General features: G+C 40.2%; 14 protein-coding genes. 7 read left to right on the top strand and 7 right to left on the bottom strand.

From position 1 onward, the window contains the following. The first annotated feature begins 18 nt into the window (after window positions 1–18). Together AACW45_RS14810 and AACW45_RS14805 are read left to right on the top strand one after the other, a co-directional pair. Window positions 19–228: a hypothetical protein gene (locus AACW45_RS14810; protein WP_190633326.1), complete on the top strand. Its 210-nt coding sequence runs from the start codon at window positions 19–21 to the stop codon at window positions 226–228. 142 nt (window positions 229–370) lie between these two features. Then, window positions 371–1525 (top strand): CapA family protein, encoded by a 1155-nt coding sequence (locus AACW45_RS14805; RefSeq protein ID WP_190633325.1) that lies wholly within the window; start codon window positions 371–373, stop codon window positions 1523–1525. 270 nt (window positions 1526–1795) lie between these two features. On the opposite strand, the gene AACW45_RS14800 is transcribed toward AACW45_RS14805, so the two are convergent. After that, window positions 1796–2218: an NUDIX hydrolase gene (locus AACW45_RS14800; protein WP_190633324.1), complete on the bottom strand. Its 423-nt coding sequence runs from the start codon at window positions 2216–2218 to the stop codon at window positions 1796–1798. Between the two features lie 232 nt (window positions 2219–2450). Here AACW45_RS14800 and AACW45_RS14795 point away from each other — a divergent pair, with 232 nt between their 5' ends. The 3 genes from AACW45_RS14795 (at window position 2451) to AACW45_RS14785 (ending at window position 7440) form a co-directional block, all read left to right on the top strand. Continuing rightward, window positions 2451–2651, top strand: coding sequence for a hypothetical protein (locus tag AACW45_RS14795; RefSeq protein ID WP_190633323.1), 201 nt, complete (start codon window positions 2451–2453; stop codon window positions 2649–2651). Window positions 2652–2826: 175 nt separating this feature from the next. After that, window positions 2827–4647 (top strand): aspartate kinase, encoded by a 1821-nt coding sequence (locus AACW45_RS14790; protein ID WP_190633322.1) that lies wholly within the window; start codon window positions 2827–2829, stop codon window positions 4645–4647. 774 nt (window positions 4648–5421) lie between these two features. After that, window positions 5422–7440: a tetratricopeptide repeat protein gene (locus tag AACW45_RS14785; protein WP_190633321.1), complete on the top strand. Its 2019-nt coding sequence runs from the start codon at window positions 5422–5424 to the stop codon at window positions 7438–7440. 553 nt (window positions 7441–7993) lie between these two features. Here AACW45_RS14785 and AACW45_RS14780 read toward each other — a convergent pair. Then, entirely contained in the window at window positions 7994–9484 is a 1491-nt protein-coding gene (locus AACW45_RS14780) for a bifunctional metallophosphatase/5'-nucleotidase (protein ID WP_190633320.1), read from the bottom strand. 295 nt (window positions 9485–9779) lie between these two features. Next, window positions 9780–11309, bottom strand: a complete 1530-nt coding sequence (locus tag AACW45_RS14775; protein ID WP_190633319.1) for a glycoside hydrolase family 10 protein — start codon at window positions 11307–11309, stop codon at window positions 9780–9782. Between the two features lie 267 nt (window positions 11310–11576). On the opposite strand from AACW45_RS14775, the gene AACW45_RS14770 reads away from it, so the two are divergent. Beyond that, window positions 11577–12722: an acyltransferase family protein gene (locus tag AACW45_RS14770; protein ID WP_277880395.1), complete on the top strand. Its 1146-nt coding sequence runs from the start codon at window positions 11577–11579 to the stop codon at window positions 12720–12722. 81 nt (window positions 12723–12803) lie between these two features. On the opposite strand, the gene AACW45_RS14765 is transcribed toward AACW45_RS14770, so the two are convergent. From AACW45_RS14765 to AACW45_RS14750, 4 genes are all read right to left on the bottom strand, one after another. After that, window positions 12804–13019: a hypothetical protein gene (locus AACW45_RS14765; RefSeq protein ID WP_190633317.1), complete on the bottom strand. Its 216-nt coding sequence runs from the start codon at window positions 13017–13019 to the stop codon at window positions 12804–12806. Window positions 13020–13452: 433 nt separating this feature from the next. Then, window positions 13453–15729 carry a COG1470 family protein gene (locus AACW45_RS14760; protein WP_190633316.1) on the bottom strand — a complete coding sequence of 759 codons (2277 nt, stop codon included), beginning with the start codon at window positions 15727–15729 and terminating at the stop codon, window positions 13453–13455. 17 nt (window positions 15730–15746) lie between these two features. Beyond that, window positions 15747–17984, bottom strand: a complete 2238-nt coding sequence (locus AACW45_RS14755; RefSeq protein ID WP_190633315.1) for a hypothetical protein — start codon at window positions 17982–17984, stop codon at window positions 15747–15749. Beyond that, window positions 17966–18115: a hypothetical protein gene (locus AACW45_RS14750; protein WP_190633314.1), complete on the bottom strand. Its 150-nt coding sequence runs from the start codon at window positions 18113–18115 to the stop codon at window positions 17966–17968. The genes AACW45_RS14755 and AACW45_RS14750 overlap by 19 nt, the downstream gene beginning before the upstream one ends. A gap of 252 nt (window positions 18116–18367) precedes the next feature. On the opposite strand from AACW45_RS14750, the gene AACW45_RS14745 reads away from it, so the two are divergent. Further along, a complete protein-coding gene (locus tag AACW45_RS14745; RefSeq protein ID WP_190633313.1) occupies window positions 18368–18703 on the top strand; it encodes an NADH-quinone oxidoreductase subunit K in 336 nt (111 codons plus the stop codon). Window positions 18704–18715: the final 12 nt, after the last annotated feature.

Raw genomic sequence — 18715 nt, 5'->3', positions numbered from 1 at the left:
AGCTAATGCAAATCTAAATTGCAAGGACTGTCAACAGTCAAACGTCAACAGTCAACAGTCAAACGTCAACAGTCAACAGTCAAACGTCAACAGTCAACAGTCAAACGTCAACAGTCAACAGTCAACCGTCAACCGTCAACAGTCAACAGTCAACCGTCAACCGTCAACCGTCAACCGTCAACCGTCAACAGCCCTCACAATGGATTGTGCAACTTAAAAGCAGATTAGCTTATCCAGAAACTTGATCCCAACAATAGCTGTGAGTATTAAGTTAATTTTTGCTGTGAAATTTTGCGAAAAATGGGTGAGAAACTATACCAGAAATCTAAATTATTGGGATAAACTGTTGCCATTATGTGAGGAGTAAACAATGGTTAATCATAAGCTGGGACGCTTATTCTCAGTCGGGTTTATCAGTTTTTGTTTTTGTTTAGGTATGAGTATCGGAATTATCATCCGGTTTGGGCAGATACAACGCTCGAATGCTGCTACCACACCTGCGGAAAATTTACCATTTCCCTTTGCTATTCCCGAAAATCAAGAAGAACCTGGAGATACCATCACGATTAAAGCTGTCGGAGATGTAATTCCCGGTACAAATTTTCCTAACTACAGATTGCCAAAATTTCGCGATGAATTAATTCCCAAATCTGTGAGAGGTTATCTACAAGGCGCTGACATTTTATTTGGGAATTTTGAAAGTAGTTTAACTACCTATCCCTACAGTTCTAAAGATATGAGCCAAGGACAAATTTTTGCCTTTCGCTCTCCACCTAGTTATGCACAGTTATTTGCAGATGTTGGCTTTGATGTTTTCAATTTAGCTAACAATCATGCAATGGATTTTGGCCCTATAGGCTTTCGCGATACGGTGAAAAATCTCAACGCTGTAGGCATTGAAACTTTAGGACATAAAAATCAAATTCTCTATTCACAAACTAATAATATCCCTGTAGCAATGATCGGATTTACTACATATAATATGTACAATTCCGTTCACGATTTAGCAGCAGCTAAAGCTCTGGTATTAGAAGCAAAAAATAATGCCAATATTGTGATTGTCTCCATGCAAGCAGGTGCTGAAGGTACAGGTGCGCTACATGTCAAAGATGAAACCGAGTTTTTCTATGGCGAAAATCGCGGTAATTCGATGCAGTTTGCTCGGACAATGATTGATACAGGCGCAGATTTAGTTATCGGACACGGGCCTCACGTTCCTAGAGCTATAGAAATTTATAAAGGAAAACTCATCGCCTATTCTTTGGGTAACTTTTTAGGCTATCGCACTTTGTCTACAGCTGGTGAAACTGGTTACTCGATGATTTTAGAAGCAAAACTCAACTCCCAAGGAGATTTAGTCGGCGGTAAAATTATTCCCGTACATTTAGATCGTCAAGGTATACCGAGAATCGATCAGCGTTTTCGGACTGTCGGATTGCTGCGTTATTTAAATAAAAAAGCTTTTCCCGAAAATCAAGTGAAGATTAATAAAAAAGGGGAAATTGTGGTGATGAATACAAAGTAATACTAATTTACAATTCAACATTAACAAAGCACATTAACGCCCTCATCCTCAAGGGTGGGGCTATAATTACAAAGCCTGTAAAAGCAGGCTCGATTATATACGTCTTCATATTGAATTGGTATTATTAGGTTAGGGTGAACTATGCCCACCCTAACTACATTGAACCTATATTGAATTTGACAGTGTAAAATCATTTATTCAAACGTAAAAATCGGAATTTATCTGGCAATCAAAATCTACATACCTTAAATCTTTCAATATTTCTCTAGATCAACAGATTAATTCATTGGCAGGAAATTCCTTGAGAATCCGTTTCAGAGAAGTAATTTCAATCCAGTTCATCGCATGAGATATATCTACCCATTGCCGTTGCCTATGCCCTGCTTCTGGGTAATCTTCACACAATATTTCTACTGGTAATAAATACATATTAACGCGGTAATTTTTACCACGTTTACGATATTTATAAGTACCAATTTTGCGATCGCTTACAGTTCCAATGACGCCAGCCTCTTCCCAAGCCTCTTTAGCGGCTGAATCTGGCGGACTCATCCCATTGGGAATATCGCCTTTTGGCATTACCCATTTACGGCGATCGCGGCTGGTAATTAACAATACCTCAATTTTGCCATCTTGCACTCTATAAGGAATTACCCCAGACTGCTTTGATACCTTGTTGATTTTTGAACTCATGTGGTTTGCATCCTATGGTTTCATGTAGCTGTACTTATTGGTAACGGCTGTTAGCCAAAGAATCGGGACGAATGAGGGAAAAAATTAGTGCCATTTAGCCCTTAAGGCTCATATTAACTATTTTTTCTCCACTAAATTGCTATATGAGTAATAACTATTTCACCTTTTCACTTTTGTGTTGTCAATTAGTGATTTAAGGGATACGTAATTAAGTAAAGATGAAATTGTCAGTATGCCTAAGTACCGGAGGATAGATAAAGGTTTTGGGAGGGTATGGGGCATTGGGCATCCCTTCGACTTCGCTCAGGGCGAGTGGGCATTGGGCATGGGGTATGGAATATTTCTTGATAAGCTTCGGTTAGCGAGGATTGCCAAAGCCTTACTCCTTATTTCCCAGCATCGAGAACTACCTCCAGCAACTAGGGAATATTAAAATACCATATATAAATCACAACAACGATTTGTGATGTGAAAAATCGCTAACATATATTTTAGACTCTGTCAAAGTGCGCACAAGATTCTGTAAACTAAATAACTGGAAATGCTTTACAGGCTTCCCATATCGGCGGCGGCTTTGAAGAAAGCAGCAAATTGATTAAGAAAAATTTATGTCGCTCATAGTTCAAAAATACGGTGGTACTTCTGTTGGTTCGGTAGAACGCATTCAATCTGTAGCCCAAAGGGTTTATCAGACTGTTACAGCCGGAAACTCTTTGGTAGTGGTAGTTTCCGCAATGGGTAAAACCACTGATGGGTTGGTGAAGTTGGCTAATGCTATCTCTGCTAATCCTAGCCGCCGCGAGATGGATATGCTGCTTTCAACTGGGGAACAGGTAACCATTGCTTTGTTAAGTATGGCGTTGCAGGAAATTGGACAGCCAGCGATTTCCATGACTGGGGCGCAGGTAGGCATTGTTACCGAAGCTGAACACACCCGCGCGCGGATTTTGCACATTGAAACCGATCGCCTGGAGCGTTATTTAAATCAAGGCAAAGTTGTTGTTGTAGCTGGATTTCAAGGTATCAGCAGCACGGGAGAATTAGAAATTACGACTTTGGGCAGAGGTGGTTCGGATACCTCAGCAGTAGCCTTAGCTGCGGCATTACGGGCTGATTTTTGTGAAATTTATACAGATGTGCCAGGGATTTTAACTACAGACCCCCGTTTGGTTCCCGAAGCTCAATTGATGGCGGAAATCACCAGCGATGAAATGCTAGAACTGGCGAGTTTGGGCGCTAAAGTTCTCCATCCCCGCGCTGTGGAAATTGCCCGGAATTACGGCGTTCCCCTCGTAGTTAGATCGAGCTGGACTGACGATCCGGGGACTTGGGTAACATCACCTAAACCTCAAGGGCGATCGCTCGTTAATTTGGAAATCGCCAAAGCGGTGGATGGGATAGAATTTGATACCAATCAAGCGCGCGTAGCTTTGTTGCGCGTACCCGATAAACCAGGGGTTGCCGCTAGGTTATTTGGAGAAATCGCTCGTCAAAATGTAGATGTAGATTTAATTATCCAATCGATTCATGAAGGTAATAGTAATGACATTGCCTTTACCGTGACAACACCAATATTAAAGCGGGCGGAAGCAGTAGCGGCGGCGATCGCTCCTGCACTGCGCAGTCACCCCCACGCGCCAGCAGAAGAGGCGGAAGTGATGATAGAGCAAAATATCGCCAAAGTCAGCATTTCTGGCGCAGGAATGATTGGGCGTCCCGGTGTAGCGGCGCAGATGTTCGCTACCTTAGCCGAAGCTGGGGTGAACATTCACATGATTTCCACCAGCGAAGTCAAAGTGAGTTGCGTTGTCGGAGCGGAAGAATGCGATCGCGCTGTGGCAGCGTTGCGCAGTACTTTTGAAATTGCAGAGGATGAGGGAAGAGGGAGACAAGGGGAACTGATACAAGAAACTTCTCCCTCTCCTGCGGTTCGTGGCGTGGCTTTGGATATGAACCAAGTTAGGCTGGCGATTCGGCAAATACCCGATCGCCCTGGAATGGCGGCGAAAATATTTGGCTTATTGGCGCAGCATAACATTAGTGTGGATATGATTATTCAATCCCAACGCTGTCGGATAGTTGATGGGATTCCCCGGCGCGATATTGCTTTTACTGTGGCGCGGATGGATGGGGAAAACGCCCAAAAAATGCTAGCGCAAGCGGGTACAGAGTTAGGCTGGGGTGAAGTTGTACTCGATAGTGCGATCGCCAAAGTGAGTATCGTTGGTTCTGGAATGGTAGGACATCCTGGTGTGGCGGCGAAAATGTTTGAGGCGCTATCGCAACATCAAATTAACATTCAAATGATCGCTACCTCAGAAATCAAAATTAGCTGTGTTGTTGCGCAAGAACAAGGTAGTAAGGCTCTGCAAGTGATTCATGAAGCTTTTGGGCTGGCTGGTAGCGAGAAATTTGTCGTTCCCGCTTAGAATTGCAGAATGCAGGTGAATTAAGGGCTGTACATCGATGCTGTACGCCCTTTTTAATTCAATCAGGGTGGGGTTTTTCGCGATGAAAAATGCGATCGCTAACGCAGATATCAATACAAGAATTTGTAGGGATGAGAAATTCGCCCTTACACCTGTTTTTCTATCATCCATAAAGCAATACGGTTCAGTTAAGGATAAACGTAGGTTGGGTTGAGGAACGAAACCCAACATTTTCGCCGATTTGTTGGGTTTCACTTCGTTTAACCCAATCTACGCGGTTTAAGGTTTTTGACGCTAACTGAACGGTATTGATCCATAAAGTTAAATGGTATTAGTTGTTTTTAGGACTTACACAGTGTCAGATATTTTTCATGCTTTTTGTCAATGGTCAATAGTCCATAGTCCAAAAACCTGAATTTTGACCATTGACCATTGACTTTTGACTTTTGACCACCCTTGTGAGGGTTTTTGTGTTCGGTGCGTAAATCCTAGTTTTGTTCTCAGTATTTAGAGCTAATTGATATTAATTCTCTATAGTCTCATCATTAATTTATTCACTATCTTTGAGAAAATTCATATTACATTTCGTAACACGCTACCGGTGAGTTTGGGTGGCTGAATTACACTTGAATTTTTTGAGAATCTCTTGTATAAATCAACTAATACTAGGGTATTTTATGTTTTTATCTATACAAATAATTTTGGATGCATTTAACCAGTATTTATACACAAGCTATAATCAGATAATTCTGGATACAACTATGATTTGTTTTCATGAATAGTTACCTTCTAGATGCAAGATACCGAATTTTAGCAGTGCTGAGTACGGAGGAATTGACTCAAACCTATTTGGTTGAAGATAGTAATCTTCCCGAAAGTCAATTTATCTTAAAGCAACTACGCCCTGCTAATAATAATCCTCAAGAGTTAAATATATTGCGGCGCTTATTTAGAGGTGAAGCAGAAACTTTAGAAAAACTGACTCACGCACATAATCAACTGCAAAAATTAGCTACCTATTTTGAAGAAAAGGAAGAGTTCTATTTAGTGCAAGAATTCATTCCTGGTAATCCTTTAACTGAGGAAATTTTGCAAGGAATACCTTTAGAGGAAGAGCAAGTTATTAACTTATTATTAGAATTATTAGAAATTTTAGCATTTGTTCATAGTTATGAGGTAATTCACCAAGATATTCAACCGTCAAATATTATTCGGCGCGATGCAGATAATAAATTAGTGTTAATTGACTTTAGTTCTCCTAGAGAAATTGTGACTACAACCATGGGTAACCTTGAATATATACCCATAGAACAATTACAAGGTAATCCACAATATAATAGCGATATATATGCTTTGGGAATCATGGCGATCGCTGCATTGCAGGGATTGACAGAAGATGAATTAACTATATTAATCAGCAACAAAAATGTACTCACTGGTGAAATTATTTGGCGTAATAACATGCCGCAAATTAATCAAGAACTAGCCAAAATTATTGATAAAATGATACGTTTTGATTATCGCAAACGTTATCAATCAGCTAATGAGGTAATAGATGACCTCAAACAGATAAATGATGATCAAGAAGCTCAAGAAGAACCCAAACCAGAAAAACAAAAACTGCAAAAACCTTGGTTATTACTCACAGGAATTGCTAGTTTTCTCGCTCTTGGTACAGCAGCCTGGTTTTTTTTCACGCCAAAACCTGTAGGCGATGCCAAGTTATTATATTTGCAGGGAGTAGAAAAGTATGAGACAAATGACTATCAAGGAGCAATAAAAGACTTTACACAAGCACTGGAAATTGATCCTAAAGATGCTAAAACTTATAATGCACGAAGTGATGCTTTTTATCAATTAAAAGATTATCAAAAAGCCCAATTAGATGCGAGTAAAGCAATTCAGCTTAATCCAAAAGATGATAATGCTTATTATGACCGAGGGTTTTCCTATTATCAATTAGGTAAATATAAAGAAGCGATCGCCGATCATAGCAAAGCAATTCAACTCAATTCCAAAAACCCCTATACTTATTATGGGCGGGGTTTAGCTTATGTAGGGCTAAAAGATCCGCAAAAAGCGATGGTGGATTTTAATAAAGCGATCGCCTTACAACCCAACTATAGCGGCGCTTATTTACAACGGGGTATTTTACGCCGTCGTTTAGGACAAACCCAAACCGCAATTCAAGATTTTGATACCACAATTGAGATGAATCCCCATGATGCTCAAGCTTTTTTACAAAGAGGTTTAACACATTTTGCGAATAACGATAGAGAGTTAGCGCTGAAAGATTACAACAGTGCAATTGAGTTAAATCCCAAATATATAGAAGCTTACCTCAATCGGGGAGATATTTATAGTGAATTGGGCAAGAATCTCGAAGCAACTGAAGATTACAATAAGGCACTAGAATTAGATCCTAAATCATTTCTAGCTTACCTACATCGAGGAATGCACCGCTTTTCTCTCGGCAATTATCAAGGTGCCATTGCCGATTATAATGAAGCAATTAAGCTGAATCCGAAAAATGGCACAGCTTATAATAACCGGGCAAATGCATATTTAGAAAGTGGAAATAAAAAAGCAGCAATTGCAGATTACACTAAAGCGATCGCAGTTAGACCGAATTATGCTTTAGCTTACTACAATCGCGGTTTGGTGCGGGTTAAAAACGGCGATAAAAAAGGCGCGATCGCTGATTTTCAACAAGCAGCCAAAATCTTTAAACAGCGAGGACAAACAACTAGTTATCAAGATGCTCAAAGAGAAATTAAAAATTTACAAAAATAGCCTGTTTATTAAAGAGGGAACAGGGAACAGGGAACAGGGAACAGGAAACAGAATATTTTGGATGGGGATTTAAACCCCACCCAAAATTTGCTAATTATAGAAGTAGGGGACATCCAATTTTTTAAATACCCAATCAATTTGTAGTGCGAGCGTCTCGCTTGCTTTAGAACTAGGGGCGAGGTTTTGAACCTAGCTTTTTCCTATCAATTTGTAGTGCGTAAAGCCTTCTCTTCTCCCAAGGGGAGACGCTACGCGAACGAGACGCTACGCGAACGAGACGCTACGCGAACGGCATAGCTTCGCTTAACGTGAAGCTATGCTGAAGGACAAACGTCTCGCACGATGAGCGAACAACAGCGAGCAAGACTTCGGCGTGAGCGCTCAGTCGAACGCTGCTCGCACTACGGAATATGGGTAATTTATTTTTTGTAAGGGGAGCATCCCAAATGTGCAAAAACGCCCTCACCCTATAAGGGTGGGGCTAGAAATACGAAGCTTGCAAAGGTAGGCTATCAAACTTTTAGCCTGCTTTTGCAGGCTTGATTACGAATTATTAATTATTAGCTTGGCTTTTTAATTGCTCAATTACTGTAAACCGAATATCGCGTTTTTCTGCAATTAACTTAATTCCCGGTTGTTGTAAATTAAAAAAATCTAATCCTTTTTCTTTACCGCTAATTAAAAATTCTGTAGTCGCGATTTTGTAAGTTTTGTTAGCATCCAGAATTTTACCGTTAATTAACCAATTTCCAGAGCTTGAGTCTTGAGTAACTTTGGCTGTATGCAAATAGCCACCATTACCTTTATTAGCTTTTCCCTGCTCTAATACTCTTTGTAATAGCGCACCATTTATCTCTATTGCTACAACTTTACCACCAAAAGGTAAAATCCGAATGACATCATATTGGGTAATTACACCAGCGGGAATAATATCATCAATACGAATTGAACCACCATTAAATATAGCTAAATCTGCTTCCGGAACTTCCTTTAACATCGCCGCAGCAATTAAATCTGTTAACTTAGTAGATTTATTGCGGACACTAGATTCTAACCCATCTAAAGAAAATGATAATCTAGCGATTTCTTGATTAGGTTCAAAACCATTGGCGCGAAATGCTTGATAACCTTTTTCAACCCATTGTTTAACTATCCTGGCTGTTTTCGGTTCTTCGGGAATTTTTTCGGTAATGGGGATGAGTTGAGAATTAACTTGCAGATTTTTTTTAATAGTATCGTAACTTAATTGATGTAAGTAAACTGTACGCGCATTCGCATCAGCTTTAAAAATTGGCGTAAAATCTCTACCCCGCCATTGTTGAATATTTTCATGCTCGTGACCGCCAATAATGATATCAATTTCTGGTACAGTTTCTGCTAATAGGCGATCGCTCTCAATAGAAAGATGAGTAAGCGCCACAATAATATCAACTTTTCCCTTCAGCGCTTTAACTTGCTGCTTCGCTGTCTCAATCGGATCGGTATAACTAACGTAATTAGCCGGGTTACTATTGATAGTTAGACCGATTAACCCTACCCTGACAATAGCACCGCGATCGCCCTTGACATTAAATATTATTGAGCGCGGCACACCTTTAAACGGTTGCCCTTGACTATTTGATACATTACTAGAAACCCAACGAAAGCGCGATTCTTGCAAACGTTGGTAAAACAGCTTTTCTGGTAAATCAAATTCATGATTACCAAAAGTCACATAGTCAAAGCCAACAGCATTCATCACCGCTACCATTTGCTGACCGGCTAGCGGTGTACCGTTAATTTTAGCAGTGCCTAAAGCCGAAGGGCTAAGAAAATCACCAGCTAACACCGTATATGTACGCGGGTTACTTTGATAAAGTTGTTGTCTTAGGGTAGCTACCCGCGCCAAACCCCCACGAGTTCCCCCTTCTACAGGCGTAATTTCGTAAATATCATTGAGTTGTAGCAGATTAATCTTGACAATTTCTGCCATTACAGGTGTAGCTAAAGCTACTGTTGCCAACACCTGCAAAACAATCCAGCAACCCTTGGCGATAAGTTTCATATTTAGCTGGTAATTACTTATACAGCATAGATTTTAAAGCTTTTTCGGATTCTAGAAAATGCGATCGCTCTAAATAAATTCCCTTCTCTTCCCTACTTAAATTTCTTGGCGCACTTGGTGAAGCAGTCCAGTCTTGGGGGTTTCCCCCATGAGGAACTGCTGAACCCGAAGGGCGTTCTTGGCGGTTAAATCATCTTTTCTCTGCACTCTCAGCGCCTATGTAGTTAAATAAATAACTTTTAAACCACAGAGACGCAGAGGACGCAGAGGAGTAAGAAAATGAGTTAAATCTGATTCAATTACCTATAGCAGGTTGTCCTTGGGTACTGTAACGATTGACGGCGGAAACTGCTACAGTATCAATCGGTAAAGGAGAATTCTGACTATTAAATAAGTAAGAAGTTTGCGATCGCGGTAAAATCTGTGTAGTCCATTGATTACCGCTCTTGGTTTGCATTACCCACAACCATACCTGATCTGGTTGTGGAGATTGCCAGGTAAGTTTGCGAATTTTACCTGTAGCTGTATCCCGTTCGATTTGAATTGTAGGTTGCGTTGGTAGTGTCTTGTCTAACCAAGGAGAAGCGGGAACTAGTGCTTGAGTTGGGTAAGCATCCTTTTCTAAGATATTGACAATGCGATCGCGGTTTTGCATTAACGGCTTCATGCTGTAGTGAATATTACCTGTAGCCCCCGAAAATCCTCTAGTTGTTTTAATTTGGTAAAGAATTTCATTGGCTGGCCAAGCTGCGGAAGTGCGATCGCCTACGCGACTGGTAAAATTACCAGGCCAAATATGTCTTCCTAGTGGATTCTGTTTTAACCACCAATTCAGCAACACAGGATAACTTTGTTGGCTTTTCTCAATTTTCCAGTACAACTGCGGCGCAAAATAATCTATCCATCCCTTAACTAACCATTGGCGCGAATCAGCATATATTTCTTGGTATGGATCAAATCCCCCATTTTTACTAATTTGTGCAGGATAACCCGGTCGCCAAACACCAAAAGGACTAATACCAAATTTCACCCAAGGTTTCTCTTGTTTAATTTCTTGATATAGTCGTTGCACTAATGTATTAATATTTTCCCGTCGCCAGTCATCACGGTTCAGTTTTCCGCCTGATTGCTGGTATTTTTGCCAACTTGCTGTATCAGGAAAATCGATCACCCGTCTTCCACTGCGTTCGGGATAGGGATAAAAATAATCGTCAAGATGAACCGCGTCTATGTCGTAGCGTTTGACGACATCCATAATTACTTTAATTGTATAATCTTGAACTTCCGTTTCCCCTGGATCTAGCCAAAGATATTTACCATATTTTTTCACCCATTGGGGATGCAGTTTGCTGACATGATTTGCCGCAACTGGCGATTTTCCTTGAGGATGGCGGGCGCGGAAAGGATTAAACCAAGCATGTAATTCTATACCACGTTTGTGGGCTTCTTCCACAGCAAAAGCTAAGGGGTCATAATCCGGTGTTGGCGCTTTACCCATCTCTCCAGTTAAAAATTCTGACCAAGGTTCATAACTAGAGGCGTAAAGCGCATCAGCAGCCGGGCGTACCTGTAAAATAACTGCATTGAGCTTTAATGCAGCAGCTCGATCCAACATGGCGATTAGTTCCGCTTGCTGTTGGGTGGTTGTCAACCCAGGACGAGAAGGCCAATCAATATTAGCTACAGAAGCAATCCAAACACCGCGAAACTCTCTTGCTGGTGCAGGAGGGAGGGATTGGGGCTGGGGAATTTCTGTAGAGTGAACCGAGGGTGTAACTAACAGTAGTAATCCGCTAAGAAAAGTTGCTTTTAAGTATGTGGACATTAGTTAATAATTCAAAATTCAAAATTCAAAATTACAGGCTTTTGCAGAGCATTATTCAATCTGAACGAAACTAGTAGTCTGACAAGGGAACTATGCTAGGTGCATCAAATTTTCTCGTTCTCTTCTTTTCCTCTTTCTTTGAGTACTTCGCGTCTTCGTGGTTCGTTTCTTTACCCCTTAAAGTTGAGTTGCCAGACTACTAGGCTACGTATAATAAAGTTCTTAAACTCTGTCCTCTGCCTTTGTTAATAAACTTTGGAGAAGCAATTGACTTTACCTCAACGTCTTAAATCTTTAGATGTGTTTCGCGGAATTGCGATCGCCTCAATGATTCTAGTCAATAATCCCGGTAGTTGGGATTATCTTTACCCGCCTCTAGAACATGCTAAATGGCATGGTTGTACCCCTACAGATTTAATTTTTCCGTTCTTTTTATTCATTGTCGGTGCAGCAATGCCTTTTTCCCTCTCCAAATATACAAAAGAAAATCGCCCTACCAGGGAAGTTTATTGGCGAATTGGGCGGAGGGCATTAATTTTATTTGGGCTGGGGTTATTCTTAGCTTTGTTTTCTTTAACTCTGGATGTCTTCTTAAATGGTGCGCCATCTGCTAAATTCGCCACCATTCGCATTATGGGTGTCTTGCAACGTATTAGTCTAGCTTATTTAATTAGCGCGATCGCGGTTTTGCATCTCCAACGCCGTAATTTATGGCTATTCGCCGCTATCTTACTGATTGGTTACTGGCTAGCCATGCAATTCATCCCTGTTCCTGGCTATGGTGCTGGTAATCTGACAGTCGAGGGTAATTTGGTAGGCTACATCGATCGCTTAATTTTAGGACAGCAACATTTATTAGGCGGGAAAAAATTCGATCCAGAAGGTTTATTTAGTACCTTACCTGCTGTAGTAACAGTACTTGCAGGTTACTTTACAGGCGAATGGCTAAAATCTCAACCCCGTCAAAGTCGCACTAGCATTAATTTAGTAATTGTCGGCATCTGTTGTGTATTAATTGGGCATTTATGGGGGTTTATCTTCCCGATTAATAAACAATTATGGACAAGTTCTTATGTAGTATTTACTGCTGGATTTGCTTTGTTATTACTAGCAGCTTGTTATGAATTAATTGAAGTACGTAGTTTTCAAAGATTAAGCTTTCCCTTAGAAGTGATGGGATTAAATGCTATCTTCGCCTTTGTCGGTTCTGGTTTATTTGCCCGAATTTTAATTAAAACTCGCGTTGGTACTGGTAGCGATGCACCAACCACATCTACTTGGATTTACCAACATGTATTTAAATCCTGGGCTGGTGCGTTAAACGGTTCCTTATTATTTGCGATCGCCACCCTATGTTTTTGGTGGCTAATTCTTTATTTTATGTATCGCCGTAACTGGTATTTTAAAATTTAAAATCACATTACCTTCTTCAGAACGGTAAACACACCTGAAACCCTGACAAATGACAAATGACCAATGACCAATGACAAATAACTAAGGCGTTTGTTTTGGTGGATTTAAACGCCACATTCTTTCTAAATCTGCAATTCGGCGGCGGAGAGTTCGCGCTTTAGACTTGCGATAGGTGGTAATTGTGAGTAGGAACATTAGCGGTAGTAAAATGATCATACTTCCTGTTAGAGGATTTGTTCCTAGATCATTTCGTTTGTGAGGGTGAACTTGAGCTTGTACAGCTAGTGATACATACATGATTATTAGAATTTCAAATTTCGACAACTCCTATAAACACATACAGACATCACACACTTAATTACGTAAAGAAAGTCTAAAAAAAACCTGATATTTTGATAAAAACCAGATTTTACAGCAGTTTTCACCTATTTGAACCACATCTATCGTAGAGACACGGCACCGACAATTGGTGTCAACTTAACGCGAAACCCGCTTTGTAGCAAGCTTTTTGCCCTCACCCCCAACCCCTCTCCCGGTGGGAGAGGGGAGCAAGAGATTTAATTCCCCTTCTCCTGGGGGAGAAGGGGTTAGGGGATGAGGGCGAAAGTTTTTGTACAACGCCCGCCCTATATAGCTTTTAGCTTAAGTTGACACCAATGGGCACCGACAATCTTTTGGTACATACAATAATTTTACTGATGCAGTGCCCCTACAGCGTGGTCTAGCCCTTCTAAAACCCCGGTTTAAACGGCGAAGCTGGCGTAGGTGAAGGCACTGAGGGGATAATTGGTGGGAGAGTAGGTACAGGTTTTTTAATAACTGCGATCGCAAATCCTCTTTGCTGGGGTTGCTGCTTACCAGATTTATCAACAACTTGGATAGCAATTTGGGGGGGAAATTCGGCTATTACTGGTAGTTTAAGCGAACCAACTGGGGCGACATCATTACCATAAGGTAATAGTTTCACCTGAATATCTTCGCCCTCTACTCTCCAAGATAAAACAGCAGTTTCGCCTTCTTTAAGCGATTGATTTGGTTGTTCGCTACCATTAATTGTGAAAGCAACTATTTTAAATGGTTTTGGTAAAACCTCAATTTTCCCTTCTGTCTTTTTCCCACTGACTTTTTCACTACCATTATTCGGTACAGCTTTTAACTCAAAAGCATACTTCCCAGCTTTCAAGGGGGGAATGGGAATATTTGTACATTGCAGTTGGCGATTAACTTCTTTACAAGCCTTATTGAGTTTAGGATTATCAATAATACCTTGATTAAATTTATAAATTATCGGATTACCCGTTGCTGTACCCTCTTCTGTACTGCCAATAATTTGCGTTTCTGCTAGTAATTCTGGGTTAGCAATTGTCCAATTTACTAGAATATTCTCACCAGATTGATATTGTGGTTTACTAACCTTAAAATCAACTATTTCCGCTATTGGTTTTTCATTAATTACTACTTGAATTGCTGGGCTATCGATTTTCGCTGTTTCGGAAAATAAGACGTTACCTTTACGATACAAACCTTGCAAACCAAAGGTGTAGTTACCTTTAGTTGATATCCCAGTTTTTACATTTTTACAACTTAAATCTACTTGGCGCTGGACTAGACAATTGTTATTGTTTAATTCTTCAGGAATTTTATTGCGAAAATCATAGATAGTTGGCTTGATTGCTTGCGGCCCTTTGACGAGAACAATCAAATTTTCTAATTTTTTATAATTGCGAATCTCCCAATTTAAAGTGACTTCATCTTCGCCTTCGATAAGTTGAGTACTATTCACACTAAAATTTTCTATTTTCAATTGCGGTGGATTTAAAATTCGCCAAATAATAAAACCTATACCGCCAAGTAATCCTAAAATTAATAATATTAATAAAATTAATTGCCACAAAGGGCGGGGTTTCCAAAGTAAAGTCCCTTGTGCTAAAATATCTGGTAATGGTAAATTTTCTTGATCGACAAGATTAACTTTAAAATTAATTGTTTGTCCGCCACCAAACCAAGGTCTACGCCACCAAGGTCTAGGTTTTACCAACAAATTCGTCTCGGCGCTTTTATTGGGTAATAATCTAATTTCTGCGGGGTCAAAGGTATAGGTAAAAAGGGTTTCTTCATCCCGGCTTTCTACCCCAAATATTAATTCCCGCACCATATTACCCCGATTGCTAAGGAATAATTCATATTTCCCTGGACTCCGGCTAACTTGTCCTAAAATAGTTTTTAACTCTACATTTAAATCATAGCTGGTGGGAATTTGCAGATAGACCAAATCTAACAGCACTAAATCGGGCAAATTTTCCGAATATAAGCGCAGTGTTGGGGTATAGCTTCCCGCTAAAGTATCAACTGGAGGATGAAATTTTAAGGATATTTTACCGGAATCACCTGGATTGAGTCCAAGTCCATTAATATCAGATATTAATCCAGCACCTTCTACTCCTGTTTCTGGATAAGTAATTGTAAACCAATCATCATCTAAATCAAGACAACTTAGGCGGAATCTATCTACAATCTTGGAGCGATTTTCTACAGTTACTTCTAATAGTAAAGGTTCGTGAAGTTTGCAAATTAGAGGTTTAGCTGGGTTACTACTAGGTTGAATCGAAAAAGTTGGATCGTTCAACCCAATAGAAGTATGTTCTTTAGGGACAATCTTTAGTTGACGGGTGAAGGGAATCGGCGTTTCTTGGGGATAATGTTGTGGCGCATCGACAACTAAAGTATAGTCGTAAGTTCCGGGGATAGCGTCGAGAGAAATTTCAAAGGTAAATTTAATTTCATCGCTGCTTTGTTGGGGTGCGATCGCACAACTTTCTCGCGGTACAGTAGATAAACCCGTAATATTTCTAAATTGTTCGTCACAATTTAAATATAAATCAATCATGGCATCTTTCTTGCCAACATTACTGACCACTACATGCAGTTCAATTGTATCTCCTGGGTTCGCATCTTGAATGCCAGCAGGGTTGATAAATACTTCTAAAGGACTGGGTTTAGCTTGCATTTGACTAACTCCCTGATTTATTTAATCTTGTGTGGATGTAGTCGTACCTGAGAATCTTCACTACCACTAACAATTGCACTGGTTTGATTAATTGTTTTTACAGCAATAGTATTGATTTTCTGGGTACTTTGATAAATTATTTCACCTGTAGCGGCTTTAATTTTATCGAGCTTGTGTTCTGGAGTTAAATACCACATCATGACTCTGCCATCATCACCAGCGCTGACTAATAGGCGACCAGTTTCATTAAATGCTAAACTGCGTACAGATAATTTTGATGCTGACCAACGGTCTAAGATGGGACAATTTAATTCACTGATTTGATTTTGGGGAGTTGCTTGGTTTTGGCATTTATCTAAATTCCAAATCGTAATATATCCCGCAGAATCAGAAGTAGCGAGGATTTTCTCAGCAGAATTAGGGACAAAAGCGAGTCCCCATATATAATCTTCTCTCCCTATTCTTTGGTCTAATTTTTCCAATTTTTGCACCGATAAATTGGGTGTTTTATTCTTAGTTGGCGGTTGATTCCATTGCCATAATAAGAACCGTTTATAGTTTCCTGACATTACCAATGTTTGATCGTCTGGGGACAGAACTAAACCCCGCACTTGAAACCCTGATAACTGCTGTTGCGTTTGCAGATCAATTACTTTTGGTTCTGGCTGAAAATTATCGTTGATAGATGCTCTTGTCCATTGTCTGACTTTACCACTACCGTAACCGCTAAATAAATCTAAGGAATCTTTTTTGGTAAAGGCTAAATCAAAGACGCGATCGCCTTTTGCTTTCGGGTCTTTTTGGTCTTGCAGTTCGTTGCGTTTTTTCCCTGTGGGCACATCTCTGAGTTCAATCACCCCATTATCTAAACCCACCGCCACGCGATCGTTTTCTAGGGGGATAAAACGGGCGACTTCTACCGCATCATCGGTAATTGCTAACAATCCTTTAGGCTTGTGCTGTCTCTCACAAGCCACAGAGAGTCCATCATAATTAATACTAGCAGGTTCTAAGCGATCGCCATTAATATTCCACAATCTTAAAGTGCAATCATCTGCACCACTCACCACAGATAAACTAGTACCGCTAAACCCGACAGATTTCACAGAGCGAGTATGCATAATTGGCTCTGGTCGGAATAATAATGCTAGCAATGCCAATAGTAAAAGTAAAATTGCCAACTGTAACCATAAAGGTAAAATTGGCAATACTCGTAACTCTAAATTCTGAGTAGCTGGGTCTGTACTTCCCAAACGTTGGTCGGATAATTCTGGTTTCGCTTCCAAGAATAGAGTTTTTCTTATTCCTAACCAATGGCGTTTAGTTTGAACATCCAAAATTAATTTCGTTGTTTCCCCTAAATTGAGATTAGCCGTTGTTGGTAACGTCTTAAAAGTGCATTTTCGCCAATCTCGCCCTTGCAGTTTCAGATTAATTTCTTGAAATAGATTGCTAGCATTTCTAAATACTAATTCAAAGCTAGTGTTATCAGCTTTCCAGTTAGGTAACCACCCACCTTGCTGAGGAATTGTCTGTGAGTTTTGCGGTACAGAAAACTCCACAAAACCCACAGGTAAAACTTCTAAATTTCCTTCCGCGCTAGCTGGATAACCGCTAATACTAGTAGCTTCAATTGTAAAAGGATAAATATCGCTAGGTGCTTGCACTACAGATAAAGGTTGACATTGAAATACCGCTTCTGTTTGTCCTCCCGCATCTAAAGCAAACCGCCGTTCTGCACTGCTAACTAGCCAAGAAACATCCACCCCTGCAAATTGCAAAGTGACATTGACAGTTTGTTGACTCAAATTGCGGACTCTAACGGGGATATCTACCGTATTACGCGGATATACTTGGAACTCCCTGACAGGTAATTCCACACTCAACATTGTTGGTTGATTATCCGGTTCGATTTTTAACCGCAACACCAGTCTCCGTTGTTGCCCTAACTGGGGTGAGAAAATTGTCACAGTCAGGTTAACTGTACCCACAAGCCCAGGAATCGGACTATTCAACACGAAGACTTGAAAAACCGTACTACTACCGGGAGGTTTAGCTGCTGCTACTTCCGGTTCTAGCTTATACCAGCGATAGTCAGGATTGCGAATTTCTCCTGCGGCGGTAATTTCTATTTGAAAATTTGCACGTTGATCGCTGTCATTGTTGACAATTACCTCAAATATAGCTGGAGTTCCACCAGGACGAAATGTTAAATTTTGAGTAGATAAGCTAGCACTTATACCGTTTTTTTGCATATAATTTTAATATTAATTAATGCTACAGAGTCAGCATTATTTAAAAAGTAATAAATAAGACAATTTTTGACAATAGCACCTTGATATTTCTCTACATGAATATATTGTCGATGAAAATGGGCATGGGGCATTGGGCATTGGGCATTGGGCATTGTTAATAGTCAACAGTCAACCGTCAACATTGAAATGCATAACAGCTTATAATTGAATATTTGTAGGTATATTACCACTTTGCCATAGACTCACATCAATGATTTGTATTGGAAATGCAATAGTAAGTGGTAAAAAATCAATCCCTAAATAAGCGAAAATACTTGTTGAGAGTGACAATCAATCTCAGATTAACATCTGAGCCGCCAACCTTTACTTAACAACCTATTCCCGTGTTAGAAGCGTACATATTTGCAACAGTACTGTGCGGATTTTTCGGCATCATTCTGAAAAAAAACCTGGTCATGAAGATCATTTCTATGGATGTCATGAGTACGGGGGTTATTGCCTATTATGTGCTAATTGCATCGCGAAATGGTCTAGTCACGCCGATTATTGGTAATGTCCAAAATAGCCAATATGCCGATCCAGTTCCCCAGGCGGTAATATTGACGGCGATTGTGATCGGACTGTCAATTCAGGCTGTGATGTTGGTTGGCGTGATGAAACTAGCACGGGATAATCCGACCTTGGAAAGTAACGAGATCGAAAAAAATAATACCCCTTGACATCTTCACCGG

It is taken from the genome of Calothrix sp. FACHB-168 (genome assembly GCF_963889195.1).
In the GTDB taxonomy this organism is placed as follows: Bacteria; Cyanobacteriota; Cyanobacteriia; order Cyanobacteriales; family Nostocaceae; genus Aulosira; species Aulosira anomala_A.
This window is presented reverse-complemented; position numbering and strand designations above follow the sequence as displayed.